Source organism: Streptomyces sp. NPDC047108, assembly GCF_040643575.1.
Classification (GTDB): Bacteria; Actinomycetota; Actinomycetes; order Streptomycetales; family Streptomycetaceae; genus Streptomyces.
In genome coordinates this window covers 89,894-102,055 of the sequence record NZ_JBEYUP010000011.1, presented here as the reverse complement: position 1 = coordinate 102,055, position 12,162 = coordinate 89,894, and the positions used below count along the sequence as shown (strand labels likewise).

Sequence of the window (12,162 nt, the reverse complement as noted above, 5' to 3'; positions counted from 1 at the left end):
GTGACGTGGGCGGCCGCGGCCCGGCGCGCGCCCGACGGTGTACCCAGCCCCCCAAGCGGGAGGGTGCTGACCCCCGCCTGCGCCGGGTGCTGCCGCCATGGTCTCCGCGAGGCTCCCGTCCGTACGTTTTCACAGGTCAGCCCTTTGCGACCGATCACGGACCGGAGACCTTCATGCCGCAGGCCCCCGCACCGACCACGGAATCCGCGCCCTCCGCCTCCGCCCCGCCGAACGCGGGGAGCGAGTTCACCCCGCTGCTGCGGAAGGCGAAGGAACAAGGGCTCCTGGAGCGCCGCAGGGGCTGGTACGCGACGGGCATCGCCGTCAACGGACTGCTCCTGGCTGCCGTCGCGGCCGGAATCCACCAGGCAGGGGACACCTGGTGGACGCTGCTCCTCGCCCTCCCCCTGGCCGTCCTCTCCGCCCGCACCGCCTTCGTCGGGCACGACGCGGGGCACTCGCAGATCGCCGGGAGCCGCCGTACCAACCGGGTCATCGGCCTCGTGCACGGCAATCTGCTCCTCGGCATGAGCTACGCGTGGTGGAACGACAAGCACAACCGCCACCATGCCAACCCCAACCACGTCGAGAAGGACCCGGACGTCGCCGTGGGCGCGCTCGTCTGGACCGAGGAGCAGGCGGCCGACCGGCGGGGCTTCGCCGGCTGGGTCACCCGCCACCAGGCGAAGCTGTTCTTCCCCATGCTGCTGCTCGAAGGGATCGCCCTGAAGGTCAGCAGCATCCAGGACCTCCGGCGGCAGGGGGCGCGCGAGCGCGCCGTCGAGGCGCTGCTCCTGGTCGCGCATGTCGCCGGGTACGCCGCCCTGCTGCTCACCGCCCTGCCCCTGGGCAAGGCGATCGCGTTCGCCCTCGTGCACCACGCGCTCTTCGGCCTCCACCTCGGCATGGCCTTCGCGCCCAACCACAAGGGCATGGAGATGCCCGGCGGGGACGACCGGCGCTGGGGCCACCTCCGCCGCCAGGTCCTGACCTCCCGCAACGTCCGGGGCGGAGCCGTCACGGACTGGCTCCTGGGCGGGCTGAACTACCAGATCGAGCACCACCTCTTCCCGAGCATGCCCCGGCCCCACCTGCGGCTGGTCCAGCCGCTCGTCCGCCGTCACTGCCGCGCGCTCGGGCTGTCGTACGCCGAGACCGGGCTGATCGACTCGTACGGGCAGGCGCTCAGGCACATGCACGCGGTCGGCGCTCCGCTGCGTCCGGAGTGAGACTGGAAGGGACCGGCGCGGGGCGCCGGAACGCGGCGCACGGACGCCGGGGAACTGTCCCGGGCGCGTGCCCGTTCACCGGGTGACCGTGGGGTCGCCGCGAAGGAGGCGTCGGAGATGTCTGTTGGGGCCAAGGTCGCCGTCGGGGGCGTGGCGGTAGCGATCGTTCTGCTGATTCTCGGGGTGCCCCTCTGGGGCGTGCTGCTGGTGCTGATCGGTGTACCCGCGGCCGGATATCTCCTGCTCGACCCCGCGCAGCGGCGGAGGCTGCGCCGGGTGAGTAGGAAGGAGCTCCGCCGCTGAGCCGCGTTCCCGCGGCGCTGAGCCGCGTTCGGTGCTCCTGCGGGCCCGCCCCGTAAGCGCGGGGCGGCGCCCGGAGCGCGCCGTCGCCGCCCGGCCAGGGTGATCATCGGAGTTCACGGGGACCTGCCGGAGGGGGAGTGTCATGGGCGCGAGGGTCACGGCGGTCAGCCGCAGCGGTGACCACGACTTCAGCAAGCCCACGCAGAGCAGCATCCGGCTGCTGGCCGGGCTGGGAGTCGAGGGGGACGCCCACCTGGGGGTGACCGTGCAGCACCGCTCCCGCGTCGCCCAGGACCCCACCCAGCCGAATCTGCGCCAGGTTCATCTCATCCACGAGGAACTGTTCGCCGAGGTCGCGCGGGCCGGGTTCGAGGTCCTCCCCGGGCAGCTCGGGGAGAACGTGACCACGGCCGGTATCGACCTGCTGGCGCTCCCCGTCGGCACGCTGCTGCGCCTCGGCGGCGAAGCCGTGGTCGAGGTGACGGGTCTGCGCAATCCCTGCCTGCAGATCGACATGTTCCGGGACGGGCTGCTGAAGCAGGTCGTGGGGCGCGACGAGGACGGCGGCATCGTCCGCAAGTCCGGGATCATGGGGATCGTCATCACCGGCGGCGAGGTGCGGCCGGGCGACCCCGTCGCCGTCGACCTGCCGAGAGGGCCGCACCGCCCGCTCGAACGGGTCTGAGGGGACGCGACCCTCAGGGCCGGGGGCGCGGGCCGACGGTGACCCCCGGCGAGCCAACGGGCAACCCTCTTGCCGGTGTTGGACGGCCTTGCCCCGTACACGCCGCAGCGGACCCGGAGTTGTGGCCCCGAGGCGGACGACCACGGGCCGGCGAGAACTGCCGTCCCGCCTGCTGCCGCTCTGCCGCTCTGACGCACCGCGCAGGACACGAGCGGCGTCGGCCGCATCGTGACTACTGACGCCGAAGCCGACACGGTACGGCCCTACGTCGCCGTGCTGCACGGGCGGCTGACCGGAACCGGACACGGGCGGGAAAGATGCCTGGTCCGCACGGGGTCCCGCACCGGGATCCGGAGGCACACGGACAGCCGCCCCAGGGACGTCCGGAGGGGTCGCGAAAACATAGATGCAACAAGGGGTTGACCCTTAGATGCAACAGCCCTAGGTTCCGAGCCGCGGTCCGTGGGTTCCGGATCACGGAATTCAGGGGCGCTGTCGCCGTTCTGTCACGTGATCAGGAGGCCGCGGCAACCATGATCGACGATGTGCTGCGCGGGAAGTTCGAGGACGCCCTCGGCCCCGGCGCGGTCCTCCACGATCCGCTCGAACTGCGGACGTACGAGTGTGACGGGCTCACCGGCTTCCGTGAAGTCCCCGCTCTGGTCCTGCTGCCCAGCACCACCGAGGAGGTGGCGGTCGCCGTCTCCCTCTGCGCCGCCGAAGGAATCCCCTTCGTCGCGCGAGGCGCGGGCACGGGCCTGTCCGGAGGCGCCGTGCCCGTCGCCCGGGGCGTCGTGATCTCGCTGGCCCGGATGCGGCGGGTGCTGGACTTCGACGCCGAGGACCGGCGCATGGTCCTCCAACCCGGCGTCACCAACGCCGAGATCTCCCAGCTCGCCGCACCCTGCGGCCTCTACTACGCCCCGGACCCCTCCAGCCAGATCGTCTGCACCATCGGGGGCAACGTCGCGGAGAACTCCGGCGGCGCGCACTGCGTCAAGTACGGCTTCACCGTCCATCACGTCCACGCCCTGCGCGTCGTGCTCCCCGACGGCTCGGTCGTCGACCTCGGCGGTGACACCCCCGGGACCGCGGGCCCGGATCTGCGCGGCCTGTTCATCGGGTCCGAGGGGACGCTGGGCATCGCCACCGAGATCACCGTCCGGCTCCTGCGCATCCCCGAGAGCGTACGGACGCTGGTCGCCGACTTCCCGACGGTGGAACAGGCGGGCGAGGCGGTGAGCGCCATCATGGCGGCCGGAATCACCCCGGCGGCCGTGGAAATGCTCGACGCCCTGGCGATCGAGGCGTGCGAGGCCGCGGTCGGCGCGGGCTACAGCCGCGACACCGCCGCCGCCCTCGTCGTCGAACTCGACGGCCTGGAGCAGGAATGCGACGAGCAGTTCGAGCGGGTCGTCGCCCTCTGCCATGAACAGGGCACCACCTCGGTCCGCATCGCCTCGGACCCCCACGAACGCGCCCTGATCTGGAAGGGGCGCAAGGCGGCCTTCGCCGCGGTGGGGCGCATCAGCCCCGACTACCTCGTCCAGGACGGCGTCGTGCCCCGCACCCGTCTCGCCGAAGCCCTCACCCGCATCGCGGCGATGGGACACGAAGCGGGCCTGCGGGTGGCCAATGTCTTCCACGCCGGGGACGGCAACCTCCATCCGCTCGTCCTCTTCGACAGCCGGGCCGGCGAGGCCGAGCGCGCGGAGCAACTCTCCAAGGACATCGCCGAGATGTGCGTCGAACTGGGCGGTTCGCTCAGCGGAGAGCACGGCATCGGTCTCGACAAGGCCTGCTCGATGCCGCGGATGTTCGGCGAGGACGACCTGGCCGCCATGCGGCGCGTGCGCGCCGCCTTCGACCCGGACCAGTTGGCCAACCCCGGCAAGGTCCTGCCCACTCCGCGGCTGTGCGGCGAACGCCCGGGCCCCTACCGGCCGCACCCCCTGGAAACCGCCGGCGTCATCGAGAGGCGGTGAGACGCCGTGACCGACGAATCCCCGGCGACCGTGCAGCACGACACCCCTGCGGACCCAGGCCCGGTTCGTGTCCGGCCCACGACGCTCGCCGAGGCCGCCGACGTCCTCCGCGGAGCGGCCGCCGACCGGCAGGCGCTGCTCTTCACCGGAGCCGGTACGGCCACGTCCTGGGGCGGTCGTCCGACACGTACGGACCTGGCGGTGGAGACGGCCGGACTCGACCGGCTCGTCAGTCACGCGCCGGGGGACTGGACGGTCACCGTGCAGGCCGGCATGCCCCTGACGCGGCTGCAGGAACTGCTCGCCCCCGAAGGCCAGTGGCTTCCCCTCGACCCTCCCGCCGCACCGTCCGGCGCGACGCTCGGCGGGCTGCTGGCCACCGACGACTCCGGTCCCCGGATCCTCGCCTACGGCGGACTCGGCGGCCTGGTGATCGGCGCGACCCTGATCCTCGCGGACGGCTCCGTGGTCCGCACGGGCGGAGGCGTGATCAAGAATGTAGCGGGCTACGACCTGGCCAAACTGTTCACCGGGTCGCTCGGCACGTTCGGCCTGCTGGCCGAACTCACCCTCCGCGTCCACCCGTTGCCCCAGGTCGGGGCCACGCTCGACCTCCCCGCCGCCGACGCCGAGCAGGCGCTCGCGGCGGCCCGCGCCGCACTGCACTCGCCCCTCGAACCGGTGGCCACCGAGTGGGACGGCACCCGGCTGCTGATCCGCTTCCACGGCACGGTCGCGGGAACCGCCGCCCGGGTGCGGCTCGCCGACGCCATCCCCCGGCTCGCCGGGGCACGCGTCCTCGACGGCGCGGACGAGAACGCGGCCTGGGGACGGCTCGCAGCCCGCATGAGCGGCGAGGACGGCGACACCGTTCTGCGCGCCGCGGCCGGCCCGGCACACCTGCCCGAACTCGCCGATGCCCTCGGCGACATCGCCGCGGCCCACGGTGTCGGTGCGGAGCTGTTCAGCAGCGTCGCCGTGGGCGTCCACACCGCACGTCTGCGGGGCGGCGACGCCGCCGGGCACGCCGCCTGCCTCACCGCCTGGCGCGACGCGGTACGGGTGCGAGGCGGCACGGTCACCCTGCGCCGACGGCGGGAAGGTGTCGACTCCCTGGCCGGAGCCTGGGGGGACGCCCCGCCCACAGCTCCTCTTCTCCGCGCGCTCAAGCGGCAGTTCGACCCCGAGGACCGATGTGCTCCCGGCCGATTCGCCCCCTGGTTCTGACGCGGCGGCCGTGCCCGCCCCGCCCTCCTCCCGGCCGTGTGCGCCGGGCTTCTCGCGGCGACGGCCGCCGTCACGTCCCAGGCGGCCTTCGCACCCGCCGGGCCGGCCGCGCCGGGCCCCAAGTCCCCGGAAAGGCAGGTCACTTCCGGCACCTCACGGACCGCGCCCGGGCCACTGCCTTACTGCCACCGGGCCACTGCCTTACCGCCACCGGACCACTGCCGTACGGCCCCCGGACCACTGCCGTACCGCCACCGCCGTACCGCCCCCGGATCCATGGTGCGACGGCCACCGGACCCCGACCCCTCAGGAGCGCGACATGAACCCGCACGGTGAGAGCGGCGAGGAACCCCACGCGGCCCGGGGCTTCGACACACACCACCCGCCCGCACCGGAACTCGTCTCCGACTGCGTCCACTGCGGCTTCTGCCTGCCCGCCTGCCCCACATACGCCCTGACGGGGGAGGAGACGCAGTCGCCGCGCGGCCGCATCTACCAGATCAAGCTCATCGGCGAGGGAGCGGCGCCCCTGGACGCCGCGGCCGTCCACCACTTCGACAGCTGCCTGGGATGCATGGCGTGCGTCACGGCCTGTCCGTCCGGCGTCCAGTACGACCGCCTCATCGAGAGCGTCCGCCCGCAGATCGAGCGCAACTGGGCCCGCAGCCGCTCCGACCGCGCCTTCCGCGAACTCGTCTTCCGGCTGTTCCCCTACCCGCGCAGGCTGCGGCCCGCCGCCGTCCTCGGGGCGCTCTACCGGCGTCTGCGGATCCGGAACGCCCTGGCCCGCAGCGGACTTCTGCGCCGTCTGCCCGCCCGCCTCCGGGCCCTGGAGGCGCTGATGCCCGACGTCCCCCTGCGCTCGGCCCTCCGCAGAACCCCCGCGCGCAGTCCGGCCCGCGCCACCGCGCGCCGTACGGTCGGCATGGTCACCGGCTGTGTCCAGCAGGTCTTCTTCGCCCACGTCAACGAAGCCACGGTCAGGGTGCTCACGGCCGAGGGATGCGACGTCGTCGCGCCGCGGGCGCAGGGCTGCTGCGGCGCCCTCAGCGAACACGCGGGCCGCGAGGAGGAGGCAGCCGCCCGCGCCCACCGCCTCATCGACACCTTCGGGCCGCTCGACGTCGACGCGATCGTCGTGAACGTCGCGGGATGCGGCTCGGCCCTCAAGGAATACGGCCGCCTGCTCGCCGACGACCCCGGCTACCGCGAACGGGCCGAGGAGTTCGCCGCCAAGGTCCGTGACGTCTCCGAACTGCTCGACGAACTCGGCCCGGTGGCTCCCCGCCACCCCGTACCCGCCCGGCTCGCCTACCACGACGCCTGCCATCTCGCCCATGCCCAGGGCATTCGCGACGAGCCGCGCGCCGTCCTGCGAACGGTGCCGGAGCTGGACGTGACGGACATCCCCGAGTCCGCCATGTGCTGCGGATCGGCCGGCATCTACAACCTGGTGCAGCCGGACGCGGCCGAGGAGCTGGGACGCCGGAAGGCCGGCCACATCCAGGAGGTCGCCCCGGACGCGGTCGTGACGGCCAACCCCGGCTGCCTGCTGCAGATCGACCGGCACCTGGACGGCGAACTGCCGTTGCTCCACCCGGTCCAGGTCATCGACGCGTCCATCCGGGGCGTCATGCCCTGGTGACCCCCGGGCCCGCCGGAGGCGCCACCGCACCGGCCGTCCGCACGCCGAAGCCTCAACTCCCTGTTCCCGATCGCCTGTCCCCAGCCCCGAGTCCCAGCCCCGAGTCCCAGGCCCGTCCCCAGCCGCCAGACCCCGTCCCGAGCCGCGCCGTCCCCCCCCCCCCCGAACCGAACTCCGAGCCCGTCCCCGTACCGGAGGTTCCCGTGTTCCAGCCCGCACTCGACCCCTTGGGCGACTCACTGGCCTGGTCGGCGCTCGCCGCCGCCATGCCCCTGATCGTCTTCTTCGTCCTCCTCGGCGTCGTACGCCTCAAGGCGCACTGGTCCGCGCTCGCCGCGCTCGCCACGTCCGTCGTGGTGGCCGTGGCCGCCTACGACATGCCGTCGGGGCAGGCGCTCGACTCCGCCGCCGAAGGCGCGGTCTTCGGGCTGTTCCCGATCATGTGGATCGTCGTCAACGCGCTCTGGATCTACCAGATGACCGTCGACACCGGGCACTTCGAGGTGCTGCGCAGGTCCTTCAGCCGGCTCTCCGACGACCAGCGCCTGCAGGCCGTCATCGTCGCCTTCTGCTTCGGGGCCCTGCTCGAGGCCCTCGCCGGGTTCGGCGCGCCCGTCGCCATCAGCTCGGTCATGCTCATCGCCCTCGGCTTCCGCCCCTTCAAGGCCGCCACCGTGGCGCTCGTGGCCAACACCGCCCCCGTCGCCTTCGGCGCCATGGGAACCCCCGTCATCACCCTCTCCCAGATCACCGGCCTCTCCCTGGAGGACATCTCCTCCACCGTGGGCCGCCAGACCCCGGTCCTGGCCGCCATCGTGCCGGTCCTGCTCGTGTTCCTGGTCGACGGCAAGCGCGGGGTGAAGGAGACCTGGCTGCCCGCGCTCTCCTGCGGACTCGCCTTCGCCCTGGCCCAGTTCGCCTGCTCCAACTACGTCTCCGTGGAGTTGACGGACGTGGTCGCCGCGCTCGCCGCCGTCGGCGTCCTCGTCCTCGTCATGCGCGCGACGGGCACCGGCGTCCCGGAAGGAAAAGGCCGCGGACTTCAGCCCCCGCCCGTCATCGCCGGCGGCAGCGAGGACGCCGACCCGGCTCTCGTCGAGCACGCCCGAGCGACCGCCGAGGCCCACGACCGTCCCGGCGCCGCCGTCAAGGCGTACCTGCCCTACGCCGTCATCATCGTCGTCTTCGCCGTCGCCCAACTCGGCCCCGTCAAGACGCTGCTGGAGCACGGCTCGGTCGAATTCTCCTGGCCCGGCCTGAACGTGGCCGACCCGGTCACCGGAGAACCGAGCAGCGCCATGGTCTTCAAGTTCAACTGGCTCCCCGCGACCGGCACTCTGCTCCTCCTCAGCGGTCTCGTCACCGCGGCCGTGCTGGCGGTGAGGCCCGCCGTCACCGTCCGCGCCTACGGCCGTACGCTCCACCAGCTGCGGTGGGCCATCCTCACCGTCGCCGCCGTCCTCGCCCTCGCGTACGTGATGAACCTGTCCGGGCAGACCGCCACCATCGGGCACTGGATCGCGGGCGCGGGAGCCGGACTGGCCTTCCTGTCACCGGTCCTGGGCTGGCTCGGCGTCGCCGTCAGCGGATCCGACACCTCGGCGAACGCGCTGTTCGGCACCTTGCAGGTGGCCGCGGCGAAGAGTTCGGGACTCAGCCCCGAACTCCTCGCGTCGGCCAACAGCTCCGGAGGCGTCCTCGGCAAGATGCTCTCGCCGCAGAATCTCGCCATCGCCGCGGCCGCCACCGGACTCGGCGGTCGCGAGGCCGAGATCCTGCGGAAGGTCGTGGGCTGGAGTCTCGCGCTGCTGCTCGTGATGTGCGTCCTGGTCTGGCTGCAGTCGACGCCGGTGCTGGCCTGGATGGTCCCCGCCTGAGCATTCCACGGGTGGGCGTACGGGCGCGGGCGCGGCGGGAGTTGAGGGTACGTGCGCGGCTCCGGCGTCAGTGGGGGTACGTGCGCGGCTCCGGCGTCGGTGGGGGTATGTGCGCGGCTCCGGCGTCGGTGGGGGTACGTGCGAGCGGCCCCGTTGCCGCTGGGGGGACGGCGCCCGTGGCCGTACACGCGCCGGCCCGGCGGGATTCGGTGCGACGGCCCGTACCCGCTGCGGATGAGGCAGCGGGTACCGGCGCCGCCCGCTCACGTGCCGGTGCCGGTGTCCTCGCCCGCAGTGCCGCCGGGCCCCCGGTGGAGGACCGCGGCGCGGGTACCGCCCAGGTGCTCGCGCAACGCCGTCCGGTAGGCGGCCAGATCGCCCTGCTCGAGGAGGTCCACGAGCCGGATGTGCTCCTCGTTGGTCACGCGCAGCCGGTCGTGGTCGTTGACCAGGGCCCACAGCCCCATGCGCTGCTGCCGGTCGCGCAAACCGGCGTAGAGGTCCAGCAGGATCGCGTTGTCCGCCGCGGCGACGATGAGTTGATGGAACGCCTGGTCGGCGGCGACGAATCCCCTGCCGTCGCCCGCCGCGCGCAGCCTCGCCTGCTCGCACAGCTGCTCGCGCAACGCCGCCACCAGGCGGTCCATCGCGGCCCGTCCCAGCCCGGCGACCTTCTCCGCGGCGAAGGACTCGACCACCTCGCGCGTCTCGAGCACCGCTTCGACCTCCTGGGCCGACACGGGCACGACCACGGCCCCGCGCTTGGGGTAGAGGCGCAGCAGACCCTCGGCCTCCAGCCGCAGGAACGCCTCACGCACCGGCGTACGGCTGATGCCGAGCTCCTCGGAGACCATGCCCTCGCTGATCAGCTCACCGCCCGCGAGGACGCCGTCGAGTATCCGGCCCTTGGTGTAGAGATAGGCGCGCTCTGCCGTGGGCACAGCACCGGCCACGCTTCCGCCCCCCGGCCGTCATCGATGGATGCTTGGGTCCAAGCGGGACATTAGACGCGTGGCCGGTGCACGTGCAACAGGGGGTCCGCAGGTCAGGAGGGCCGTACGGCCAGGTCGTCGAGCGCCTTGAGCAGGCCGGGAAGCTCGGGGCCCCGGCCCACCGGCAGTACCTCGCCCGGTTCGTCGTCGAGGAGGATGAAGGCGATGTCGTCGGTCCGCGCGACCATGCTCCAGCCGGGTCCGTCGACGCGCAGGGTACGGGCGTCGCCCGTGGCGAACGCGGAGCGGATGCGGCCCGGCGGCGGGGGCGTTGCGACGTAGCCGCGCGCCTCCTCCAGGACCCTGCGCACCGCGGCCTTCGCGGCGGCCGACGTGGAGCCGTCCTCGTCCTGCTGCCGCTCCCCTCCCTGCTCGGCATCCGTTTCGTGTTCCGCGCCGGTCTCCGGGGACGAGTCCTCGGCGGAGGAGTCCTCCGGGGCGGCGCCCTGTTCGGCTGACGGCCCGTCCGTCCTGTCCGACTCGGAGGCGTCGTCCTCCGCCGGACCGGACGTCTGCTCCTGCTCCCTGTCCGCCGCGCCGTCCGCCTCTTTGTTCTCCCGCGCCGTCCCGAACTCGGCCTCGTCGTCGATCTGTTCACGCCAGGCGGCCCACTGGAGCGCGATCTCGTCGGCACCCAGCCGCCGTTGGGCCGGGCCCCAGCTCTCCGAGTCCGGGGGGCACAGCAGCTCCCAGTCGCTTTCGTCCACCTCCGGGTCGGGCTCCGGATCGTGCGGTGCGGGGACGTCCGGGGCGGCGACGGCGACGGCGAGGGGCCAGCCGGGGAGCGCGGCGATGACGCTGCGCTCGCCGGGTGAGAGGTCGTACTCCATGCCGCAGTCCCAGGCCGCGATCGCGCAGGCGACGAGGGAGACGTCATCGGTGACCACCGTCCACCGTGCGCCGCTCCCGTCCTGCCCGAGGACCAGGCCGTACCCCCCGACGTACGGCTCGAGGCCGAGCACGGAACACGCCTCCGGGTAGTCGTCGCCGAGCACGCTCGGGAACTGCGCGGGCGTGAGCAGCACCGCGGTCAGTACGAACAGGGCGTCCCCGGCGTCCTGGGCCTCGTCTGTCGCGGACATGGTCACCTCTCATGGTCAGTGGTGCGCGCACACTAACCATTGGTCAACGCTTCCGTCGAGAGTCCGGCGGAACGCAAAGGCGCAGCGCACGCCCCTCGGCCGCTGGTGAGGGCGCCGCGGCCGCTGGGCAGGTCGGGCCCCGCGGTGGCCGCGCGCGAGGAGTGCGCCGGGCGCGGACGCTCCGACCCGCACGCCCCGCGTTCCGCCGACGCGCGGCGCCCCGTCGGCGAAGTCGGGTGCGGCGCGGGCGCCTATGCGGTGGCGCGGCGCACGGCGAGGGCGAGGAACCGGGTGTCCTCGTCGGTGTACGAGACGAGGCGCCAGCCCGAAGACCGCAGCAGCGGGCCGAGGTTGGGCTCCGCCCGGAGATCGTCCGGGGTGATCTCCCGCCCCTGGCGGGCCGCGAGGGCGGCGCGGCCGATGGGGTGGAAGAGCGCCAGCCACCCGTCGGGGCGTACGACCCGGGCCAGCTCGCGCAACCCCTCGCCCGGGTCCGGCAGATGCGCCACCAGCCCGGCGGCGAACACCGCGTCGAGCGAGCCCTCCCGCAGCGGCAGCCGTACGACGTCCGCGAGGGCGAGGGCGGCGTTGTGGTCCCGGCCGGCGCGCACGGCGGCGTGCAGCATCTCGGGGGTGAGGTCGGCGCCCAGCACGGTCCCGGCGGGTCCCACGGCCTCACGCAGTGCGGGCAGCGCCCTGCCGGTGCCGCAGCCGGCGTCGAGCACCGCGTCCCCCAGGCGCAGCCCCAGCTCCGCGACCGCGGCGGTGTAGGCCGGGCCGTCGTCGGGGAAGCGGGTGTCCCAGCCGTCGGCGCGGGCCGCGAAGAACTCGCGCGTACGGGTGTGGTCGGCGTTCATGGCTCCATGGTCCCGCGAGGGCCGCGCACGGTCGCGCGGGGGCGGCGGGCCGCCGGCGTCGGTGCGTATCCGTGGGGCGTATCCGCGGGGCGTGTCGGTCGGGCGGGTGCGGCTGCGGGTGCGCGCGCGGGCGCGGGCGCGGCTGCGGGGGAGCGCGGTGCGGGTGCGGGTGCGGGCGCCGGGCGGATCGCGGCCCGGCCGGTCCTGCCCGCGGGGAGGCTCCGGCGCGCGCCCGTCGTCGCGTGCGAGCACGATGAAACACCCGTGCGGTGCGCATGTT

The 12,162-nt window shown here is 73.6% G+C and carries 10 protein-coding genes; 7 read left to right on the top strand and 3 right to left on the bottom strand.

Features of this window, described 5'->3' with window-relative positions; all coding sequences use genetic code 11:
• Nucleotides 1-173 precede the first annotated feature (173 nt).
• From ABZ822_RS21825 to ABZ822_RS21795, 7 genes are all read left to right on the top strand, one after another.
• Nucleotides 174-1,229, top strand: a complete 1,056-nt coding sequence (locus ABZ822_RS21825) for an acyl-CoA desaturase (protein ID WP_360856536.1) — start codon at nucleotides 174-176, stop codon at nucleotides 1,227-1,229.
• Between the two features lie 117 nt (nucleotides 1,230-1,346).
• The gene (locus tag ABZ822_RS21820; RefSeq protein ID WP_360856534.1) at nucleotides 1,347-1,532 is read left to right on the top strand and encodes a hypothetical protein; all 186 of its coding nucleotides are present in this window, start codon (nucleotides 1,347-1,349) and stop codon (nucleotides 1,530-1,532) included.
• 142 nt (nucleotides 1,533-1,674) lie between these two features.
• Nucleotides 1,675-2,217 (top strand): MOSC domain-containing protein, encoded by a 543-nt coding sequence (locus tag ABZ822_RS21815; RefSeq protein ID WP_360856531.1) that lies wholly within the window; start codon nucleotides 1,675-1,677, stop codon nucleotides 2,215-2,217.
• A gap of 533 nt (nucleotides 2,218-2,750) precedes the next feature.
• Complete coding sequence (locus ABZ822_RS21810) at nucleotides 2,751-4,202, top strand: FAD-linked oxidase C-terminal domain-containing protein (RefSeq protein WP_360856529.1); 1,452 nt, start codon at nucleotides 2,751-2,753, stop codon at nucleotides 4,200-4,202.
• A 6-nt stretch (nucleotides 4,203-4,208) separates the two neighbouring features.
• The gene (locus ABZ822_RS21805) at nucleotides 4,209-5,429 is read left to right on the top strand and encodes an FAD-binding oxidoreductase (RefSeq protein ID WP_360856526.1); all 1,221 of its coding nucleotides are present in this window, start codon (nucleotides 4,209-4,211) and stop codon (nucleotides 5,427-5,429) included.
• Nucleotides 5,430-5,748: 319 nt separating this feature from the next.
• Nucleotides 5,749-7,074 carry a heterodisulfide reductase-related iron-sulfur binding cluster gene (locus tag ABZ822_RS21800; protein ID WP_360856523.1) on the top strand — a complete coding sequence of 442 codons (1,326 nt, stop codon included), beginning with the start codon at nucleotides 5,749-5,751 and terminating at the stop codon, nucleotides 7,072-7,074.
• A gap of 203 nt (nucleotides 7,075-7,277) precedes the next feature.
• Nucleotides 7,278-8,951 carry an L-lactate permease gene (locus ABZ822_RS21795; RefSeq protein WP_360856520.1) on the top strand — a complete coding sequence of 558 codons (1,674 nt, stop codon included), beginning with the start codon at nucleotides 7,278-7,280 and terminating at the stop codon, nucleotides 8,949-8,951.
• Nucleotides 8,952-9,214: 263 nt separating this feature from the next.
• Here the strand turns inward: ABZ822_RS21795 and ABZ822_RS21790 are convergent, their stop codons facing one another.
• The 3 genes from ABZ822_RS21790 to ABZ822_RS21780 all read right to left on the bottom strand — a co-directional run bounded on the left by ABZ822_RS21790 (nucleotide 9,215) and on the right by ABZ822_RS21780 (nucleotide 11,882).
• A complete protein-coding gene (locus tag ABZ822_RS21790) occupies nucleotides 9,215-9,892 on the bottom strand; it encodes a GntR family transcriptional regulator (RefSeq protein WP_360856517.1) in 678 nt (225 codons plus the stop codon).
• Nucleotides 9,893-9,996: 104 nt separating this feature from the next.
• Complete coding sequence (locus ABZ822_RS21785) at nucleotides 9,997-11,025, bottom strand: hypothetical protein (RefSeq protein WP_360856514.1); 1,029 nt, start codon at nucleotides 11,023-11,025, stop codon at nucleotides 9,997-9,999.
• Nucleotides 11,026-11,276: 251 nt separating this feature from the next.
• Nucleotides 11,277-11,882 carry a class I SAM-dependent methyltransferase gene (locus ABZ822_RS21780; protein WP_360856511.1) on the bottom strand — a complete coding sequence of 202 codons (606 nt, stop codon included), beginning with the start codon at nucleotides 11,880-11,882 and terminating at the stop codon, nucleotides 11,277-11,279.
• Between the last annotated feature and the right edge of the window lie 280 nt (nucleotides 11,883-12,162).